The 19,334-nt window shown below is 68.9% G+C and carries 21 protein-coding genes; 8 read left to right on the top strand and 13 right to left on the bottom strand.

The genetic code is table 11. The features are described from left to right. Positions 1-35 precede the first annotated feature (35 nt). Together Q0379_RS12365 and Q0379_RS12360 are read left to right on the top strand one after the other, a co-directional pair. Positions 36-689 carry a lasso peptide biosynthesis B2 protein gene (locus Q0379_RS12365; protein ID WP_171012842.1) on the top strand — a complete coding sequence of 218 codons (654 nt, stop codon included), beginning with the start codon at positions 36-38 and terminating at the stop codon, positions 687-689. After that, positions 686-2,443, top strand: a complete 1,758-nt coding sequence (locus Q0379_RS12360; protein ID WP_066685995.1) for a lasso peptide isopeptide bond-forming cyclase — start codon at positions 686-688, stop codon at positions 2,441-2,443. Before Q0379_RS12365 ends, Q0379_RS12360 begins: the two co-directional genes overlap by 4 nt. Here the strand turns inward: Q0379_RS12360 and Q0379_RS12355 are convergent. From Q0379_RS12355 to Q0379_RS12340, 4 genes are all read right to left on the bottom strand, one after another. Further along, positions 2,430-4,919, bottom strand: coding sequence for a prolyl oligopeptidase family serine peptidase (locus tag Q0379_RS12355; protein WP_099538413.1), 2,490 nt, complete (start codon positions 4,917-4,919; stop codon positions 2,430-2,432). The two genes, Q0379_RS12360 and Q0379_RS12355, sit on opposite strands and share 14 nt — an antisense overlap. 48 nt (positions 4,920-4,967) lie before the next feature. After that, a complete protein-coding gene (locus Q0379_RS12350; protein ID WP_299009002.1) occupies positions 4,968-8,057 on the bottom strand; it encodes a TonB-dependent receptor in 3,090 nt (1,029 codons plus the stop codon). 122 nt (positions 8,058-8,179) lie between these two features. Continuing rightward, positions 8,180-9,241: a FecR family protein gene (locus Q0379_RS12345; RefSeq protein WP_066686001.1), complete on the bottom strand. Its 1,062-nt coding sequence runs from the start codon at positions 9,239-9,241 to the stop codon at positions 8,180-8,182. 12 nt (positions 9,242-9,253) lie between these two features. Further along, positions 9,254-9,781 carry an RNA polymerase sigma factor gene (locus Q0379_RS12340; protein WP_082769633.1) on the bottom strand — a complete coding sequence of 176 codons (528 nt, stop codon included), beginning with the start codon at positions 9,779-9,781 and terminating at the stop codon, positions 9,254-9,256. A gap of 131 nt (positions 9,782-9,912) precedes the next feature. Here Q0379_RS12340 and Q0379_RS12335 point away from each other — a divergent pair, with 131 nt between their 5' ends. The 6 genes from Q0379_RS12335 to Q0379_RS12310 all read left to right on the top strand — a co-directional run bounded on the left by Q0379_RS12335 (position 9,913) and on the right by Q0379_RS12310 (position 14,435). Next, positions 9,913-10,122 carry a helix-turn-helix transcriptional regulator gene (locus tag Q0379_RS12335; RefSeq protein WP_082769634.1) on the top strand — a complete coding sequence of 70 codons (210 nt, stop codon included), beginning with the start codon at positions 9,913-9,915 and terminating at the stop codon, positions 10,120-10,122. A gap of 77 nt (positions 10,123-10,199) precedes the next feature. Further along, positions 10,200-10,430: a helix-turn-helix transcriptional regulator gene (locus Q0379_RS12330; RefSeq protein ID WP_066686015.1), complete on the top strand. Its 231-nt coding sequence runs from the start codon at positions 10,200-10,202 to the stop codon at positions 10,428-10,430. 298 nt (positions 10,431-10,728) lie between these two features. Next, the gene (locus tag Q0379_RS12325; RefSeq protein WP_066686005.1) at positions 10,729-11,295 is read left to right on the top strand and encodes a hypothetical protein; all 567 of its coding nucleotides are present in this window, start codon (positions 10,729-10,731) and stop codon (positions 11,293-11,295) included. Next, a complete protein-coding gene (locus Q0379_RS12320; RefSeq protein ID WP_066686007.1) occupies positions 11,292-12,668 on the top strand; it encodes a 7-cyano-7-deazaguanine synthase in 1,377 nt (458 codons plus the stop codon). The genes Q0379_RS12325 and Q0379_RS12320 overlap by 4 nt, the downstream gene beginning before the upstream one ends. After that, positions 12,665-13,834, top strand: a complete 1,170-nt coding sequence (locus Q0379_RS12315; RefSeq protein ID WP_066686011.1) for an ImmA/IrrE family metallo-endopeptidase — start codon at positions 12,665-12,667, stop codon at positions 13,832-13,834. The genes Q0379_RS12320 and Q0379_RS12315 overlap by 4 nt, the downstream gene beginning before the upstream one ends. 7 nt (positions 13,835-13,841) lie before the next feature. After that, positions 13,842-14,435, top strand: coding sequence for a hypothetical protein (locus tag Q0379_RS12310; RefSeq protein WP_099538415.1), 594 nt, complete (start codon positions 13,842-13,844; stop codon positions 14,433-14,435). A 46-nt stretch (positions 14,436-14,481) separates the two neighbouring features. Here Q0379_RS12310 and Q0379_RS12305 read toward each other — a convergent pair whose 3' ends face one another. The 9 genes from Q0379_RS12305 to Q0379_RS12265 all read right to left on the bottom strand — a co-directional run bounded on the left by Q0379_RS12305 (position 14,482) and on the right by Q0379_RS12265 (position 19,240). After that, positions 14,482-15,063 carry an alpha-ketoglutarate-dependent dioxygenase AlkB gene (locus tag Q0379_RS12305; protein ID WP_171012841.1) on the bottom strand — a complete coding sequence of 194 codons (582 nt, stop codon included), beginning with the start codon at positions 15,061-15,063 and terminating at the stop codon, positions 14,482-14,484. A gap of 5 nt (positions 15,064-15,068) precedes the next feature. Next, entirely contained in the window at positions 15,069-15,455 is a 387-nt protein-coding gene (locus Q0379_RS12300) for a hypothetical protein (protein ID WP_099538416.1), read from the bottom strand. Beyond that, positions 15,448-15,741 (bottom strand): hypothetical protein, encoded by a 294-nt coding sequence (locus Q0379_RS12295; protein WP_099538417.1) that lies wholly within the window; start codon positions 15,739-15,741, stop codon positions 15,448-15,450. Before Q0379_RS12295 ends, Q0379_RS12300 begins: the two co-directional genes overlap by 8 nt. 3 nt (positions 15,742-15,744) lie before the next feature. Further along, positions 15,745-16,065: a hypothetical protein gene (locus Q0379_RS12290; protein WP_099538418.1), complete on the bottom strand. Its 321-nt coding sequence runs from the start codon at positions 16,063-16,065 to the stop codon at positions 15,745-15,747. A gap of 99 nt (positions 16,066-16,164) precedes the next feature. Continuing rightward, positions 16,165-16,560 carry a thermonuclease family protein gene (locus Q0379_RS12285; RefSeq protein ID WP_099538419.1) on the bottom strand — a complete coding sequence of 132 codons (396 nt, stop codon included), beginning with the start codon at positions 16,558-16,560 and terminating at the stop codon, positions 16,165-16,167. 8 nt (positions 16,561-16,568) lie between these two features. After that, a complete protein-coding gene (locus tag Q0379_RS12280; RefSeq protein WP_099538420.1) occupies positions 16,569-17,423 on the bottom strand; it encodes an HNH endonuclease in 855 nt (284 codons plus the stop codon). A gap of 55 nt (positions 17,424-17,478) precedes the next feature. Beyond that, entirely contained in the window at positions 17,479-17,856 is a 378-nt protein-coding gene (locus Q0379_RS12275; protein WP_099538421.1) for a hypothetical protein, read from the bottom strand. A gap of 125 nt (positions 17,857-17,981) precedes the next feature. After that, positions 17,982-18,356: a hypothetical protein gene (locus Q0379_RS12270; RefSeq protein ID WP_201723079.1), complete on the bottom strand. Its 375-nt coding sequence runs from the start codon at positions 18,354-18,356 to the stop codon at positions 17,982-17,984. A gap of 74 nt (positions 18,357-18,430) precedes the next feature. After that, positions 18,431-19,240, bottom strand: a complete 810-nt coding sequence (locus Q0379_RS12265) for a hypothetical protein (protein WP_099538422.1) — start codon at positions 19,238-19,240, stop codon at positions 18,431-18,433. Positions 19,241-19,334: the final 94 nt, after the last annotated feature.

Here is a 19,334-nt window from a genome sequence, read left to right as displayed (position 1 = left end):
CGCCGCGCGACAGGGCAATCGGCTGGGAGGCCGCGATGGCGCTGTGGTTGGCCCGCGATGTTCATGCTGCGGCGATCGACGAGGACATCGTCTTTCTCGATGTCGCCGCCGACGCCTACCTCTGCCTCGTCCAGGCCAGCTTGCTGGTGGCGTTGGACGACGGCGGCGCGGTGAGCCCGCGCGACGAGACGTCCGCCCAGACCTTGATCGAGGCGGGCCTGGTGACGCACACGCCCAGGCTGGCGGTCCGGGCGATCCCGCCCAAACCCACCCTCGATCTGCGCGGCGCCGCCCGCCGTCCACGCCCGCGCGAAATCGCCGCCGGCCTGCTCGCCAGCGGCGCGGCGGCGCGCGATTTCCGTCGCCTCGACTTCGCGCGGATCCTGGAGCGCGCGCGGCGCGGCCGCCAGCCCGGCGCGACGTCGCACGACGCCGCCCACCATGAAGCCGTGCTGGACGCCGCCGCCGTCTTCGCGGTCCTGCGGCCCTGGTCGCCGGTCGGCGGCGCCTGCCTCAAGCGCAGTTATCAGCTCCTGGGCTATCTGCGGCGCCTCGGGCTCGACGCCGACTGGGTGATTGGCGTGCGGACCTGGCCGTTCATGGCTCACTGCTGGCTGCAGTCCGGGCCGGTGGCGCTGGACGACGATGTCGAACGCCTCATCGCCTACACCCCGATCCTGGCGGTCTGATGGGCGAGTATCTCGCCATGGTCTGGCCCCGAGGCGTGCCGAGCCAGGCGGCCGAGGCCAAGCGCGCCGCGATCGAGGCCGAGGGGGACTGGACCCTGGCCCATCGCGCCCACGAGATCGCCGTCTACGTCCGCGGCGCCCGCCCGCCGGTCGTCCGGGCCGTGCCAAACCAGGGCGGGGCCGTGATCGGCGACCTCTTCGACACCGCCGCGACCCGCGAGGGCCGCGCGCAGGATTTCCCGCTTCACCTGATGGTCGGCGTGGCGCCTGCCGACGCCGCGCGGCTCCTGATCCGCCATGCCTGGGGGCGCTACGTGGCGATCCTCAAGGCGGGCGATGCGCCGCCCACGCTGTTGCGCGATCCGACCGGGGCGCTGGACTGCCTGACCTGGGTTCGCGACGAGGTGACGTTCATCGCCTCGATCCCGCCCGCTCAGGGCCCGTGCGCGCCCGAGGGGCTGGCGGTCGACTGGACCAAGGTCGGCGACCTCCTGGCCCGCGGCAATCTCTGGAGCGAGATCTGCCCCTTGGCGGGCGTGGTCGCCATCGGCCCCGGCACGATGCGGGCGGGCTGGGACGCGAGCCAGGCGACCCGGCTGTGGCGACCGGCCGATCACGCGCGGCCATCTCGAACCTGGCTCGATCCCAAGGGCCTGGCCGATCTGGTCGACGCCTGCGTGGCGGCCCTGGCCAAGGATCGTTCCTCCATCCTGCTGGAAATCTCCGGCGGCCTGGATTCGGCGATCGTCGCCGCCAGCCTCACCCGCTGCGGCGCGCCGGTGGTCGCGGCGATCAACGCCTACTGGCCGCAGCGCGAAGGCGACGAGCGGGCCTGGGCCCAGCGCATCGCCGATCGCTTCGGCTTTCCGTTGGTGACCAGTTTGCGGGGCCTGATGGCGGTGGACGGGGCCGTGCTGGATCAGACCGCCGGCGCCGGTCGGCCGGGCCTCAACGCCCAGGACCCCGACCTCGATCGTGACCTGGCCGAGCAGTTGCGCAAGGTCGGGGCGCAGGCGTTGTTCACGGGACAGGGCGGGGACGGCGTCTTCTACCAGATGGGACATCCGGCCCTGGCGGCCGACATCCTCCAGGGACGCCCCACGCCGGCTGGTCGCGCGGCGTCCCTGGCCATGCTGGCCCGGCGCACCCGCACCACGGTGTGGTCATTGATGGCGCGCGCGATGCAGCCCTTGGCGCGCTTGTCCCCGGGGATCCCGCCGCCGAGCTTCCTGGCCGACGGCGTGGCCTTGCCGCCGCCGCATCCCTGGGTGGCTGACCATCGCGGCGTCAGTCCGGCCAAGCGCATCCAGATCCGCGGCCTGACCAACATCCAAACCGCCTACGGCGACAGTCTGCGAGGCCGGGCCGCCGACCTGATCCATCCCCTGATGGCCCAGCCGATCATCGAGGCGTGCCTTTCCATCCCCGCGCCGATCCTGGCGCTCGGCGCGGTCGACCGGCCGTTCGCCCGAGCGGCCTTCGCCGATCGCCTGCCGCCCGAGAGCCTGAAGCGCCGCTCCAAGGGCGACGTCACGGTGTTCTTCTCCAAGAGCCTGGCCGCCAGCCTGCCTGCCCTGCGGCCGTTCCTGCTCGACGGGCGGCTGGCGGCCAAGGGCCTGATCGACAGCGACCGGCTCGAACCCCTGCTGCATCGCGAGCCGATGATCTGGCGCGATTGCGTGGGCGAGGTGATGCTGGCCGCGACGGTCGAAGCCTGGGTCCGGGCGTGGGAACGGAAGATCACGACGGTCTAGCCGGTGCGCCGCCGGCGTTCGGACTGGTCGCGCCGTCGCCGATCCGTTCGTTCAGGAAGTCGAGCACGCGGCGATACTCGTCGGCGATGTTGCCGGGCGTCAGCACGACGTGGCCTTCGCCATGATAGGTCAGCAGCATCGCATCCTTGTCCTGCCGGAAGAGCGCCCCGAACATGGTCAGGGCCTGGGCCGGATCGCCGTCGAGGTCGCCCATGATCAACATGACCGGCGCGGTGATCTTGTCGGCGAAGAGGACGGGGCTATTGCGCAGGTAGCGTTGCGGATCGCGCCAGGGCGGCGCGCCCATCCGTCCCTGGCCCAGCTCGGCCCAGCCGGCGTCGCCCATCAGGCTCACCCCGGCCTCGGGCAGCACCGTCGCCGACAAGCTCTTGCGGGTGTAGTGGCCGATCAGGTCGGCGGAGAAGGCGCTGGCGACCACGGCCTTGAAGCGCGGGCTCTGGGTCGCGGCGGTCAGCACGGTGTAGCCCCCGTAGCTGTGGCCCATCAGGGCCAGGCGGCCGGCGTCGATCGCCGGTTCCTGGGCCGCCGCCGCATCGACGACGTTCAGGATTTGGTCGGCCAGGCCCTGGGCCGGCTCACGATCCGGATCGATCGGCAGGCTGGGCAGCAGAACCGCGTAACCGGCGCCCGCCAGGATCTGGGCGTTGAGGAACACCTGCCGGGCCGGGGCGCTCTGGCTGGCCGGCGGGCCGGGATAGTCGCGGCCCAGATACGGGATCGTCACCAGCGGCGCCTTGCGGCCGGTCGGCAGATCGGGCGGCAGATAGAGCCAGCTGGTCAGGGCCTGGCCGCGCGGACCCTGGTGCCTGATCGCCAGCGGCCGCGCGAAATCCACCTGCGCCAACTGGACGTTCAAGGTGGCCACGGTCTGGGGCGAACGATCGCGGCGGCGCAGGACCACGCGTTCGACGCCATGCGCGTCACGGCCGAGGCTCGCCACCGCGCCGGCCTGTCCGGCCGCGGCCAGCACGCTCTCGCCTGGCGCGGTGGTCAGACCCAGGCGCCGCAGGCGATGGTCGCGCACTTGGCCGAGGTCCTGGCCGTCCGGGGCCGGCAAAGCCAAGGCCAGGGCCTCGACGGCGGGGCGGTTGTTGAACGCCAGGCGCTCGCCCCCCGTCGCGCCGGGACCAGGAATGCTGGCGCCGCTTCCCAGCAGCTTGGCCCGGCCCTGACCGTCGATCCGCCAGAGCTTGCCGGCCTGGGAGACGATGATGGCGTTCGAGGACGTCGCTTCCAGCGTGCGCGGACCCGGCGGCAGGCCCAGGGTCAGGGGACGGGGGCCCTCCGCCGTCCAGCGCAGCCAGTCGGTCTGTCCCGCCGACGCGCCCGGCGCCCGCGCCAGGATCAGCGGATCCTCGCCCATCCAGTCGGCGCGCGGCACGCGAGAGCCGTAGCGCGTGGTCGCGGCGCTGGTCTGGGCGGCCGGATTCTCCAGGGGCTGCGCGCGCTGGGCCGCGGCGTTCAGGCGCCAGTAGCGCGCCGCCGTCCAGTCGCTCGCGTCGGGCTTGGCGAAGACGAGCAGTTGCAGGCCGCTCGGCGACCAGGCCAGGAGATCGGTGGCGACCTCGCAGGTCGGGCACGGCGACCAGGTCGCGCCGCTGGTCAGATCGACCACCACGACCCGCCGGCGCCGGTAAGGATCGGTGGTGTAGGCCGGGCGCGAGGGATCCGGATGCAGGGTCTCGGCCTCGACGAGCATGGCCGCCCGTCGCCCGCCCGGCGCTACCTCCAGGTCGATGAACGCCCCTTGCGCCAGAACGCGGCCCTGGCCGGTGGTCGCGTCGACCGCCACCAACCGTCCCGGCGCGGCCGAGGGCGTGCGCTCAAGATAGCGGCCGGCCCCGAGCAGGGTCACGCCGGGGCGGCCGTTTTGCGTTTCCCGCCATTTGTCGATCAGGCGGTCTTGCGTCTGGGCGCCGGTGAGCGCGCCCATCGCCGGGGCGTCCGGGTCCTTGGCCAGGACGACGAGCCGGTCCTCGCCCGCCCACTGCATGGAGCGACCCCAGACGTCGGAAGTCGGGAAAAGCCCCGTCCACATGACCGCCCCCGTCGCCAGGGTGACGATCCCGACTTCGAGGCTGGCGCCGCGCGCCCGGATCACCGCCATCCGCGCCCCCGACGGCGCGAAGGGCCCCGGCGTATAACCATAGGCGCCGAGGCGATCGCCCGCGCCTCCGTCGGCCTCGCCCAGCAACGGGCGGGGCGGACCATCGGTCCGCAGGTCGACCACCGACAACCGCGTGATGGTCATCGGCGTGTCGAACTCCAGCGCCCACGAGGTCGCCGACCGGTACGGGGCGGTGGTCGGGACGACCAGCCAGCGCTGGGAGGGGTCGATGCTCACCGTTCCCAGCCGCTGCTGGTTCAGCAACTGGTCGACGGTGAACGGCGTGGCCTGCGCCGCGCCGGTCCCGAAAAGGGCGCAGGCGAGCAGGCGCGGCGCGAGGCGGCGCATGGGAAAACTCCGGATGACGGGGTTGGGATCAGGGGCGCGGGCGCGCCGCTACCAGGTCTTGGTCAGCTGCAGGGTCACCGTGCGGCCGAGGGGATCGGCGTTGGCCGGGTCGTAGCCGACGCCAAGGTTGGAGTCGTAGAACGGCGGATCGTCGTCCAGCAGGTTCTGGACGTTCAAGGCCAGCGAGAGGCCTCGCATCGGCCCGGTCTTGAAGCCGTAGGTCAGGTTGAGATCGGCGGTGGTCCACGGCTTGATCCGGCCGCCGGTCTCGGTGCGCAGATCACCGACATGGCTGAGCGCCGCCGTGGTGGTCAGGGCGCCGTGGGTCCAGCTGGCGGCGGCCCGCAGGCGCAGGTCCGCGGGCTGGCCGGCGACCCCCGCTTGCTGCACGGCGCGGGCCTGCGGCGTGATCTTGCGCTGGTAGTCGACGAGCCAGGTGACGTCGGCGGTGAGCGCCAGCGGATCCTTGCCGAGCTGGGCGGCGTAGCGCGCCGAGATGTCGAAGCCGCGCACCCGCAGCTGGCCGGTGTTGACCCAGCGCCCATCGATGATCGCCGCGTAGGACTGGGCCGGGAAGATGCCTTGCGCCAGGGAGCGCGGATCGTCGATCAGGGCCTGGATGCGGGCGAGATCGGCGGGGTTGCTGCCCGGCGAGACCAGGCTGACGAACGGGGCGAATTCCGGCGCGGTCAGCACCGTGGAGAGATTGTCCAAGCCGGGCTGGCCGATGCGGTCGGTGAAGCGGGTGTCGAAGCCCGTGACCGACGCCTTGAACCGGGGCCAGCGCGCCGGCGCCAGTTCAAGGGTCAGGGTCTTGGACGTCGCGGTCTCGGGGCGCAGGTCCAGATTGCCGCCGTAGAGGATCATCACGATGGTGTCCTGGCCGTTCCGGGTCAGGGTGGTCGGCGCATAGATCTGCGGCTCGTTCAGCTCGATCAGGGCCGGGGCCCGGAAGGAGGTTCCGTAGCTGGCCTTGACCGTCAGGCCCGCGGCCGGCGACCAGATCACCCCGACCTTCGGGTCGGTGCTGGCGATCTCGCCATAGTCCTCGCGCCGCACGGCCGCCGACAGCTCCAGCCGTTGCAGCCCGGGCCGCACGAAGCCGCCGCCGAAGATCGGCACACGCACTTCGGCGAACGCAGCATCGATCGTGCGGTGGACGTCGCGCCGCGCCACCTCGGTCGGGACAAAGCCCGAGGTCAGGCTGACGCCGCCGGTCTTCAGGGCCTCGCGACGGATCTGGCCGCCGACCGCCAGGCCGACCGCCCCGGCCGGCAGGGTGAAGAGTTCGCCGTCGAGCTTGAGATTGACTGACGCCGTCTCGCCGCGCGTCTTGCGCGTCAGATAGCCGCCGCTGATGAAGTCGAGGACCGTCCTGGGGTTGGAGCCCTGGCCGATGAACGGGTTGAAGAAGCCGTTGGCCGCCGTGCTGAACGGGGTGGCGGCGTTGTTGGCGGTGGTCCCCAGGGCCTCGGACAGGTAGCTGGTGTTGACGAGATTGTCGGTGCGCGAGCGGCCCTGCTCCAGGCCATAGGCGCCGTAGGCGTCCAGCCGCCAGGTCCCCGGCAGACGGGCCTGGCCGCCGAAGCTGAGGCCCAGGGTGTCGGCCACGCCGTTGACCCGCTGGCCGCCCAGTTCATTGAGGAACGAATAGGCGATGCGCTCGGAGGTCTGGCCGGTCGGCGACACGAAATAGGGGTTGTTGCGGTTGACCGTCAGGGTGGGGCTGGAGGCGACGCTGCGGTTGGTGAACCGGCGGCGCGTGGCCCGCGCGTCGGCCGACAGCGACACGCCGGCCGTCAAATCCTGAGCCAAGGCGACATAGAGGCTGTCGAGGCGTTGGCGCGGCAGCACGTCATAGGCGCCCAGCTGGTTTTCCAGATTGACCGTGCCGGCCTGGAAGCTGGCCGGCGTCAGCCCCGTGCCGTTCTGACCGGCGGGGATCGCATAGGCCGGGACCAGCACCCCGGCGGCGTTGGCGCGCAGGATGGTGCCCGGCATGCCGTAATAGCGGCGATGGTCCGTGCCGCCGAGGGCGCGCAGGTCGGCCTGGCCGGTATAGTCCCGGTCGCGCCCCTTGAGCCGGTCACGGGCGCTGTGCTCGTAGCTGACCACCAGATTGCCGCTGTCCCAGTCGTGGCCGACCGTCTGGCCAAACGACCACTGGCTGGCTCCGCCCTGGGTCGTTCCGCCGACCAGGGCCCGGGTCTCGGCGCCTTCGAAGCGCTTGCGCAGCACGATGTTGACGACGCCGCCGACCGCGTCCGAGCCGTAGAGAGCCGAGGCCCCGTCGAGCAGCACTTCGATGCGCTCGACCGCCGCCATCGGGATCGACGAGACGTCGGCGAAGTCGCCGCGCAGGCCTGTTCCGGCCAGGCGGCGGCCATTGACCAGCACCAGGGTGGCGTCGGTGCCCAGGCCCCGCAGGTTCACCCCGGTGGCCTTGTTGGAATTGGTCCCGGTCGGGTCGGCGCCGGTCGAGCTGGCGTCCTCGTTGCCCAGGCCCCCGAACGCCTGGGGCAAGGCCGAAAGCGCGTCGGCCACGCTGGTGCGGCCGGCCCGGTCCAGGCTCTCGCGATCCAGGATGATCACCGGCGAGGCGCTGTCCTTGGCGCCCCGGATATGGCTCCCGACCACGATCTCCGACAGCAGGGTCGGGTCCTCCGGCGCGGCCTGGACCAGCGGCGGGACGGGCGGCGCGTCGGCGTCGGTGTCCTGCGCGCGCGCCGGTCCGGCCGTCGAGATCAGCTGGGCGCGGGCCCGCAACACGAACACCTTGCCGGTCATCCGCTGGACCTCGAGATCGACCCCGACCAGCAGCCGGTCCAGGGCCTGCGCGGCCGTCATCCGTCCGCTGACCGCCGGCCCGCTGCGGCCGGCCACCATCTCGCTGGTGAACAGGATCTGGGTTCCCGTCTGGCGGCCCAGCGCGAACAGCGCCGCGCCCAGCGGTCCCTTGGCCAGGCGCACCTCGACCACGGGATCGGCGGCCTGACTGGCCTTGCTCGACCGGGCGGGCGCGTTGGCCTGGACATCCTCCATTCCCGAGGCGTTTGGGGCCGCCAGGGCTTGTCCGACCCACCCGGTGGCCAGCGTCAGGCAACTGAGCCCCAACAGGCTTTGACGATAAGCGCGCATCGTTCACATCCCCCCGCCGCGCGCACGGGGCCGCCACGATGGCGGTCTCTCGCCGGGGCGCGGCGGGGGTAAGACTCCTGGGAGGGCGTCACACCCTACCGGGATGCGAAAGATTTATGACGTCAAGCGGGGCCGGAGCGTTCGGCGGTCAGTTCGACGCCGCCGTCCGGGCGCGGGACGCTCTTGAGGTCCAGCAAGGCGGCCATCCCCCGGGCGAAGGTCTCGGTGTCGCCGGCGTCGAACTCGCCATTGACCCGCTGGTCCGCCGGCGCCCCGGGACCCAGCACCACCTGGCGACGGCTGTAGCGATTGACCTCCGCCACCGCCTCGGCCAGGGGCACGTCCTTGAAGGTCAGGCGGCCGCTGGTCCAGCCGGTGGCCGCCGCCACGTCGACGGCGACCGGTTTGACCGGCGCGGCGCGGACGACATCGACCCGCTGTCCCGCCGACAGGATCACCGGCGCGGGCCGCGCCGTGTTTTGCGCGCCGGCCTGGCTGACCTGGACGCGGCCCTCGGCCAGGGTCACCCGCACCGCACCGTCGGCCCGATAGACCTCGAACCGCGTGCCGATGGCCCGCACCGCCGTGTCGCCGGCCGTGACGACGAAGGGACGCCCCGCGTCATGGGCGACGACGAACATCGCCTGGCCCTTGTCGAGGATCAGGCTGCGCTGGGCCTTGGACAGCCGCACGCGCACCTGGCTGTTGGTGTTGAGTTCGACCGTCGAGCCATCGGCCAGGCTGATGGCCCGCCGCTCGCCGATCTCGGTCCGATAGGTCTGCTGGCCGGCCTGGCCAAGCAGCACCGCTCCGATCACCGCGGCCGCGGCCAGGGCCGCGCCGACGCCGAGGGTCCGGACGCCGCGGCCTTGGCCGAGGCCTCGCAGCCGCGCGCCGATCCCGCGCGGCCGGCGCGCGGCCGTCTCGGCGATGGCCTGGAGTCTCGGATCGTCGGCCAGGGCCCGCACGCCCGTCGTCAGGGCTTCGATGCGGGTGTAGGCGGCGTCATTGAGGCTGTCTTCGCGCCAGGCGAAGAAGGTCGTCAGGTCGGCGTTGCTGACCCGTTGGGCGCTGAGCTTGGCGTACCAGGCGGCCGCCTCGTCGCGCGCGCGCTTGTCGTCGGCGCTGCGGGGCTCCCCGCCGCCCGGCTGGGCGCTTCTGGCCTGGGTCTTGTCATCGATCATGACGTGATCCGCCTAGCTCCGGATCATGTCGGCGCATCGGGCGATAGCCTGGGTCATTCGCTTTTCCACCGCCTTGACCGAGATGCCGCGCAGCTGCGCGATTTCCCGATAGGTGAGGCCCCTGACATGGTTCAGGGCGAAAACATCGCGCAACTTGGGCGGTAAGGCGAGCAACATCTGTTCGAAAAGGATCGCCTGCTCCTGGCTGGCGTCGATCGTCTGGTCGGCCAGGGTCTTGTGGTCGGGATCGGTGGGGACCTCGCGCGCGCTCCGGCGGAAGCGGCTGGCCGCCAGGTTCAGGGCGATGCGGGCCAGCAGCGACTTGGGACTGCGGACGGGCCGGGGCGGCCGGTAGTCGTGGACCCGCAGCCAGGTGTCCTGGGCGATGTCGTCGGCGTCTTGCGGATAGCGGCGCGCCAGGAGCGCCGTCAGCCAGTCGCGATGGCGCAGATAGGCGTCGGCGAGCGGCGGCGTCCCGCCTTCCGAGGGCTGGGTGTCAGGGGCGGTGATTTGACCATCGAGCGGAGACATAAACCGCATTCCAAGCCGAATGATGCGGGCGGAATCCGGATCGAGCCGTGCCCGCGTGAGCGTCGCGAACGCACGACGATATTCCTCCACTTTACTCATAGTCTATTCACAGTCCAGCGCCGAGCGTGCGCCTTCCGACCATGGATTTTCTGGCCGTGGTGGGAGCGAACGTTCGCACCCTGCGGGAGGCGAGAGGCCTTCCGCAGGACGAACTCGCACACTTGGCCGGTATCCACCCCACCTATCTCTCAGGCGTCGAGACGGGAAAAAGAAATCTTAGCATGAAGGTGCTTGAGCGCTTGGCGTCAGCCCTTCGGGTTCCTGAAACCGATCTTGTAATTCGGCGCTGACGGACGCCCGGTCGCGAAGGGCCGAGACGCTTTTGTGGTCACTTTACTTATAGTCTATTCCGCATCGCGGCGGGATGATGCGCCGTCGGAGCATGGATCTCCGAGTGGTCGTAGGGGCGAATATTCGCGCCTTGCGGGAGGCGCGTGGCGTCCCGCAGGACGAACTCGCCCATGTCGCCGAGATCCATCAGACCTATTTGTCCGGCATAGAGAACGGGAAGCGCAACATCAGCCTGCGTGTCCTTGAGCGGTTGGCGGCCGCCTTGGCTGTGACCGAAGCAGAGCTTGTTCGCCGGAAGGACCGGTAGCGAGAAGTAGGGCGTCTCGCGCGCAATGCGCGCGATCGCGCTCTACGGCACCAGACGCGGCATGCCGCGCTGGCCGCCGCCGAGCCCGCTTCGCGGTCTCGGCCCGTTCGGGTGACGATCGCTGACGCGGAGGTCCGAGCTGTTGGAGGTAATTACAGCCGGTCTGGCTCGTCTTCGATCGTTAGGCGCAGCAGGCCATCAGCCGGTTGATGGGTCTGACAATGTCAGGCGTCGAACGCGGTTCATTTGACATTGTCGGAAGAATCGAGCATTCATCCTGACATTGGAGGATGCCTGCATGAGCGACGGCCCTTACAAGACTTTGAAAATGAGCGCGAAATGGCGAGCGCTAGCGAAGGTTGCCGGCAACGCCGCACATAGTGCAGCAGAGGTGGCTGAGGCCATGCCGGCCGCGTTGGCGGCCGATTGGCGGGAGATCGGGCAACCATTCCTACGTCAAATGCGCGCCGCTCTCGGGGACGACGATCGCGGCGTACTTATTTCCGAGATCGCAAAGCACGAGGTGGCCCGCTTGCGGGTCCAGGCGACAAATCCGATGGAAGCCCTACTCGCGGACAATGCGATGGACGTCTTGCGCGACGGCTACCGGGGTGCAGCTGCGTTCGAGGAGGCGGCTGCCGCGACTATCGCGGAGCGCGCTGATCGCGGCTTGCGGCAAGTCGAGGAACACTACCGTCGCGAAGCCTCCCAGGGTAAGGCGGCGGACATCCGCGGGCGCCTAACCGAGTCGGTTCAGGCGACGGACCTGAAGGGCCTCGCGACTGCCCTGGCCGCGGGAGTTTCCGCCCGTGACTTGACCGTCCCAACTGACAGGTCCGGTCTTGATGAAGGAGTAAGCTTTTGACCGCCCTCGCCATCCGCCTGGTCGACGAGACCATGTTCGTCGACGTCGTCGACGAGGGAGTCCGGGTGCGTGACGAGGCCGAACTCGCCGCGCTAGGCGACGCTATCCGCCTGTCGACTGAGGGGCTGGAAACCTACTTTTTTTCCAAGTGGCGTCCCGAGCTCTTTGATCTTCTCGTCGTCGCAGCGGCGGCGGAATACTGTGACGCCGCCAAGGCGCGCTCGACTGTATCATGGTCCCGGACCTTCGATGTCCGCGTTGCTGTGCACGATGTACAGCTGTGGTCGTCAACAGCAGTCAAATCGGCATTGGAAGGCGCGCTGACCTTCCTCACTGGCGATACCTGGACCTTTAGTTTCGTGGCGCGCCGGCAGAGCGCTCAGGGCATCCGCCAGGCGAGCCTCGAACTGCCGGCTGAGGCTAAGGCCATCATGCCATACAGCGACGGTCTAGATTCTCGGGCTGTCCACGCGATCACCGCTCAGGCTGTCGGCCGCGCCGATCTGGTTCGTGTACGTCTGGGCTCGGTGGGGGTCGACGACCCCCAGCGTGAGCGCCGCCGTGCGGCGTTTACCCTCGTGCCCTACAAGGTCCAGGTTCCGCAGCGTAAGGAATCGTCAGCTCGGTCTCGTGGCTTCAAGTTCGCCGTGGTGACCGGTGTGGCGGCGCAGATCGCCGGTGTGGACCGGATCATCGTTACCGAGAGTGGGCAGGGCTCCTTCGGTCCGATGATGGCCGTTAGCGGCCAGATCTATCCCGACTACCGTGTCCACCCGCTATTCACCACCAGGGTCGAGCGCCTGTTCGAAGCACTGGTTGGCTCGACCGCCCACTATGAATATCCGCGGCTATGGTCCACTAAGGGCGAGACCCTGGCGGAAGCGGCGGCGCTGCCCCACCCACCGTCCTGGTCAGATACTCGCTCCTGCTGGCAACAGTCGCGCCACGCGTCCATCGATGGACGTCGTCGTCAGTGCGGCATCTGCGCGGCGTGTATGCTTCGGCGCATGAGCATGTTCGCCGCCGGATTGGCAGAGCCGGCCGGTGCCTACATCTGGGAAAACCTGTCGGCCTCGACCTTTGAGGCGGGTGCTGTGGAGGGCTTCATCGGGATCACCGACTCCATGCGGGAGCACGCTATTGCAGGCATCCTACACATGGATCACATGGCGGACCTCGCTATCGCGCCGAGCGCGGTGCGCGCCGTACGTCGCGTTGCTCGCGAGACAGCCGAGGTCCTGAACCAGGATCCAGTCGAGATCGAAGGGCGCTTGCGCTCACTCCTTACCCGTCACGCCGCCGAATGGCGCCGGTTCTTGGACTCTCTGGCGCCGGAGTCCTTCGTGCGGGACCTGTCGGTCGTCCCGGCATGACCGAAGCACTTTCCCCAATAGAGGTCGGCGAACGCTTACGGATCGCTCGGGAGGCGGCGAAGGTCACCCAGGCTGCCGCTGCGGCCGCGCTGGAAGTGGCGCGCACCACCGTGGTCGCGATCGAGCAGGGCCAACGTCGCGCCAAGCTGGATGAGCTACAACGCCTGGCCTCGCTCTATGGGATTTCAGTGAACGCCCTGCTGAGGCGGGAGGCTGTCCAAGTCGACCTCAAACCGCGCTTTCGCCGAATGGGGGAGCAGGATGACGGCGTAGAGGGTGCGGTCGCACTCCTAACCACCTTGGTGCAGGCTGAACTGGAACTTGAAGATCTTTTGGGCGTGCGCCGGCCGCGAAACGATCCGCCGGAGCGACCGTTGATGCCGGGTGATGTGGTCCTGCAAGCCGAGCATGACGCAGCAGAGCTGCGTCAGTGGCTGGGGATCGGCCAAGCGCCGGTCTACGACATCGTCTCCTTGCTGGAACTTCAGCTTGGCGTCAGGGTTTTCGTCCGACGCCTTCCCGCCAAAGTGTCGGGCCTCTATGCCTATGACGAGGCGGCCGGGCCTTGCGTTCTCCTAAACGGGGCCCATCCACGCGAACGCCGAGCGCAGACCGGGGCTCACGAACTGGGTCACCTCGTCTCTACTCGACGAGCACCCGATGCTCTCTATGACGGATCGCCCGAAACGAGTCGCGAGGAGCGATACGCGAACGCATTCGCCCGAGCCTTCCTGACTCCCGCCCGCGCAGTCATGGCGATGTTCCGGGACGTTACCGCCGGAAGTTCTCAGTTGACCCGACGCCACGTGATTGTCTTGGCCCACGCGTTCGGCGTAGCTCGCGAAGCCATGGTCCGTCGCTTGGAAGAACTAAGCTTAACCAAAGTCGGGACTTGGGACTGGTTCGAGCACAACGGCGGGATCACCAACGATCAGGCGCGCCAGGTTCTCGGCGAAGCCTGGGGTGCCGACGCGCGCCAGGCCGATGCTGCCCGGCCGGTGTCGTTGCGTCTGGGCATGTTGGCGCGTGAGGCCTGGAGACAGAACCTCCTCAGCGAAGGTCAGCTAGCCGGTTTGCTGCAGCTCGATCGCGTCGAGATCCGCGAGCTGATCGACGCCTTCGAGGACGAGGAGGTCGATGACGCGCCCTCTCGTCCGCTGATCTGAGGCCCGCATGGCCGTCGCGGATGCAAGCGTGTGGATCAATCTCGCTGCCACCGGCTGCGCGGACAAGATTCTTAAACTCTATGGCGGGCCCCTGGAGATCACCCAAACAGCGCTTGCTGAGTTGGAGCGGGGGCGGGCCAAGGGGAGGCAAGCCGCAGACGAAGTTGCGACCCTTCTGCACCTTGGACTGATGCATGTCGTCGACCTCGATCCTCAGGATGCAGATCTGTTCCTGAGCCTGGTGGCCGGCGATGCTGCCCAAACCCTCGACGACGGCGAGGCGGCGACACTCGTCCATGCCCACCGGGTTAGCACCACAGCCTTCATCGATGAGCGCAAAGCGACCTCGCTAGCGGCTGTTCGCTTTCCGGGTCTTTTAGTCGCTTCGACGGTAGATCTCCTTTTTGAGCCCGCCGTGCGCGGCGGGCTCGGCGAAGCGGTTCTTGGCGATGCCCTGTATGGCGCTTTGATAGACGCTAAGATGCGGGTCGCGGCGCATCATGCGCCGGAAGTGGTTGCATGTGTGGGTCGTGAGCGCGCGGAATCCTGCTCTAGCCTCCCGGCAAGTGTGAGGCGGGCGCTCAAAGCGGCTGCCACCTGATGTAGCTGACCTACGAGCATGCGGTCGGTGGGTGGCGGATGGCGTTCTAAGTTCGAACTGTGCGGAAGGTCACCGAGTAGCGCAGGACGTCGACCTCCGGGATGCTGTGCTGCCAGTCGCTGCGCGCCGGGCCGCTCATCAGGTAGGCCGAGCGCGGCGCGGCGATGATCGAGGCGCGGTCCCATATGTCGGCGACCTTGCGGCGCAGGCGGAACGTGCAGGGCGACAGTAGCGAGACCCCGGCGATGGCCACGGCCGGCGGCCGGTCGCGATGCCAGCCGATGCCGGCTCCGGGCGCGTATTCGGTGACCAGGGCGTGGCGGAAGCTTTCGACGGACAGGCCGGTGAACGCCGCGACCTTGGTGAGCAGCGGCGTGAGGAAATCCGGAACGCCTTCGCCGGTCTCGACCATGGCGCCGTCGTCGCCGCGTCGCCAACCGAACGCGGCGATGCGCCGGTTGCCCAGGTAGCCCAGATGCTCATAGGGCTTGAAGTCGAGGCCCGCGAACTGGCGGACCAGGGCGCGCTCCTCCTCGGGAGTGATCAGGTCTGGCTGGTAGCGGAAGCCGTCGGGCATCGGTCGGCGCGGGGCCAGCGGCAGGTCGAAGAGACTGGGTTGCAGGTCCATGGCGTTCATCCACCAGCTTGCCGGCCAGGCGGAGCCCAGCCGTAACCGTAGTCGGTGGGGTTCAGGCCGACGTCGAGCAGGAGGGACACGGTCGCCCACCGGCGAGCCTCCGCGTCGCCCGGATCGATCACCCCGGACATCGTCATGATCGGCATGCGGCCGGGGCATCGCGGACAGGGCAGACGGGCCTGGATCTCGGCCATGGTGCAGTTGAGATAACGCCGCGCCCGACCCAGCATCGTGTCCCGGCGCCAGGTCTTGCCCGCGCCACAGTACTGACAGCGAAAGCCGATCTCCCAGCCACGCTCCAGCGCGTCGATCAACCGCGCGCCGGCGAAGGCCGGATCGAGCCGCGCGGCCTTGCGGCGATCGGCATCGCTCGGCTCAGGCATGGGGCGGCGGGTCAAGACGCCGGATGGCGCGCCAGTACGACCAGGGCTTGGCCCTGACGCGCTCCATCTCGAACCAGCCTTCCTCGCCTTCGAATTCCGGCACGTGCTCAGGCGAGACGAAGCCGACCCGCGAATTGCCGCGGCCCGTACCGTCGGGATGCAGGAAGTGCAGGGTCCTGGAGGTCTTGTCCGTGGTGTCGACCCGCACGCGGGTCAGCTTCATCACGCGGCGGTCGCTGCGCGACACCGCCGGCGCGACGTACTGAGAAGGGGGCCGGATCGACATGGCTCAGTCGTAGAGCGAGGCGGCGAAACGGGTCTTCAGGCCCGAGCAGCCGGCCGGTCCAGGCCAGACCTCGAAGCGGCCCTGGCGTCGACCGCAGGGACAGCGCAGCCGATCGGTGAAATTGACGATTGAGAAGTCGCCCAGCCGGCGCTCGAGCCAGGCTGTCGCGTCAAACTCGGCCATCTCGCCGCAGCCGCAGATCGTCCGCAGATGACGGTCGGGCGCGACGCACTCGGCCAGGGTCTCGATGTCGGCCTCGAAGGGAACGTGAACTGAGGCGCAGGCGTGCGGCGTCGCACGCGAAATCGCGGGTTGGGATGGCATAGGGAGCTCCGATGTTCCTTATATGTTCCCCTTGAGGCCGAGAGAGTCAATCGGACTCATCGCGCGCTGGCGTCGCACCTGTGGGTCGCGTGTGGATGACTACGGGCGGTGCCAGGCGCCGCGGTTGGCGCGCCGCGCCTCATCTTCCGCCGCCGCATAGGCGCCCTTGCTGTAGCGCCGGTATTCGGTCGCCAGTCCCGACCGGATCAGGGCCGCGTTAATGTCAGGGGTGGCGTCCGACCAACACCGGCCGACGAACCGGCCATAGCGATCGCGCTCGACAAAGCGACAGCCGACGCGACCGCGCGTCAGGCGGATCAGCTCATCCCGCGCTTCATAGGCCAGCGGCTCGGCCGGAGTTTTGCCGCGCCTAACTTCCGGCGCGTCGACGCCGAACAGGCGCACGCGCTCGGAACCACAGCGCAGGGTGTCGCCGTCGTGAACGTCGGGGGCGTTGCAGGCGATGATGGCGGTGAGCGCGGCGGCGATGATCATGCCCGCTTCTAGTCGCGTTCGGCGCCGTCACGGAAGTCGGCCTCGTCGTCGTTCGTCCATCCCCGCCGCTGGGGGTATTTCCCGTCGGGATAGAGCGGGCTGCGTCCGGCGTTGTCCTTCATCCAGGTCCGGTAACCCTCGACCGAGGGCGTCACCAGATTGATCGTGTGTTCGACGCCGAACAGGCAGATCACCGCGTAGCCCTCGCCGCTGGGCGTCAGCAAGAAGTCGGTCTCGTAGATCGTCTGCTGCGGGTCGCCCGAGGCTGGCAGGGTCGTGGCCTCCTCGTCATAGATGCGTCGACTCAGGACGGGCCAGGTCGGGCCCTGGCCGAAACGCGCATAGGCGCGGATCGGGTCGAACTGCGGGTGGTCGATGCCGAATTCCTCCCAGCCTGGAACATGGCAGACCCGCAGGGCGATCAGCTCCAGGGCGATCTTGGCGATCAACCTGGAAAACAACCGCTGATCCAGGCGTGGGGGCTCTTCATGGATAAAGAGCCCACCGAGGCCATTGCTCAGGGCGGCCGAGACCATGGGCGCAGCGCTCATCTCGGTGACGGCCAGCACCACCTCGCCGGCGTTGATGCGAAAGGCGGCCAGGTCCGCGTCGATGTCCTCGAAGCGGCCAAGCACCGGCATGAGGCGCCCCCGCTTGGTGGGCACGCCCTGCCTGGCGCGCAGCTGCCGCAGCGAGCCGGTCTTGAGCAAGGGGCCTTCGACCTTCACGGCGAAGTAGTTGTTGCAGCCGTCGCAGACGACGCCGGCCGGCAGCACGAAGCTGCGATTGCCCAAGGCCTCGGGAATGGCGTGCTCGACGCTGCGCGATCGCGAGGAGTCGGCCTTGCAGAACAGGCAGCGCATGGACACTTGATCTCCGATCCCATCTTAGCGGCGGGTGTCCCACCGAGGCGGCGGCTCAGCCGCTCCGGCGGATCTTGTTCAGGACGAAGGTGGCTAGGATCACGACGCCGAACCAGACCCATACGGCGTCGGGCGGGAATTTCATCGCCATCAGCACGAAGGCGCCGCCGAACATCAGCACGATGGCCAGGAGGCCAAAGCCCAGGCCGAACGCTAAGTCGCCCACGACCGAGCGGCCGACCGGTTCGATCGAGTCAGGACCTGCGCCGCGCGGACGGACCTCGACGTCGGCGGGGTCCAGTCCCAGCTTGGCGGCCTTGCGACGCTGGTAGCGCAGGGAGCCGCGCGAACGTGGGCCCTGGCCGGCGTCGGCCAGCGCAGCCTGCACGAAGAGCCAGGCTATGACGGCCAGGATCATCACCACGATGGCCATCGTCCAGGACTCCTATCGCGTCGTCACGATCATCAACGCCACGCGGGGCAGCCGGCCGGAGCCATCTCGCCGACGAAACCCTGACGCCCGGGTGATGGCTTTCATGGCCAAGGCCGGACGCCTGCTTATTTGCGTTTCGGCGCGCTCGGCTTGGCTGCTGGCGGTTTCGGCGCCGGCTTGGCCGCGGCCGGCTTTGCCGCCGGCTTCGGCGCGGGCTTGGCCGGGGCCGGCGGTTTGGCGGGCTTGGCTTTTGGGGCGGCCTGGGCCAGCGCCGAGGCCGCCGCCGTCTTCTCGGCGGCCGTCGACTTCGGATTCGACAGGACCTTGCTGGCCTTCTTGGCGGCGGCGGGGCTCGTGGTTTCGTTGGCGGCCGACGATTTGGGGCCGGCGCGCTGGGTCAGGGCCGCGCCGGCCGCGCTTTTTTCCGCGGACGTCGACTTCGGATCCGAAAGCACCTTGGCCGCGTCGCTGGCGGCTTTCTTGCCGGTCTTCTTAGTCATGGAGCGCCCTTTTCCGGGAGGTTAACCACGACTAGCGCGCAAGTCGAGATGCGCGGCCGTGGGGCGCCTTCAGGCTATCGTGGCGGTTGGCGCTCGGCTTTGTAATCGAAGTGGCTGGAGATGCTGCGCACCAGCGGGGTCTTGTGGAACGCCCATTTGGGATGATCGTCGAGCACCTGGACGAAGATGTCGCCCAGCAGGCCGCCGTCGAACGCCTCGAACGCGCAGGCCAGGCTGATGTCGAGCACCTCGGCGAACTGCGCGTTGGCCTTGTTGAGATCGCCCACGCCCTCGAAGCCGACATACTGGCCGCGCTCGAACCGTCGAAGGTCGACCCCGACGCCGCCGGTCGAGGCGTGGACCCGCGTCGACAGTTTCTTGTAGAGATTGGTGACCTTGTGGACCAGGCCGGCCGCCTCTTCGGCGGCGATCAGCCGAGGCCGCAGGCCGTCCACGATGTCACGGAAGCGCGCGGCGCCGAGGTCGTCGAGGAAGTCGAGCTTTCGTTCGACCTCGCCTTCGGGCTCGACGCTGTCGCACCACCAGGCCTTGATGCTGGCTTCCAGCAGGAAGCGCATTTCGCGGTGGGCCGGGTTCAGCAGGCCTTCGCGAATGTGGGCCATGGTGGCCACGGCCGATTCAATCAGCAGATCGGCGATTCGGATGCTGAGCCTGGCCGCTTCGAAGGTCGGTGATCGGGTCGACATCAGGCTGATGGCGTTGAGCGCCAGCCCATAGTCGCCGACCAGGGTTTCGGTCCTGCGGCAGGCGTTCAGGAACGGCTGCGACTGGCGCAGCGCCGCGTGGGCGTCCATCGCGGCCTGCCGCGTTTGCACGATCTCGGCCAGATGTTGGGCGAGCGGATCGTCGGAGGGCTCAGTCATGAGGGCTTCTTCTCCTCGGCGGCAGGTGATCAAGAGGGCGAGGGCCTATTGTTCGGCAGTTGATGACCATACAGGCAGCGAATATTCTGGGTCA

Origin of the sequence: uncultured Caulobacter sp. (genome assembly GCF_937900395.1) — a bacterium.
In the GTDB taxonomy this organism is placed as follows: domain Bacteria; phylum Pseudomonadota; class Alphaproteobacteria; order Caulobacterales; family Caulobacteraceae; genus Caulobacter.
Note: the sequence above shows the minus strand (reverse complement) of the source record. Positions and strands in the feature narration are given on the sequence as shown.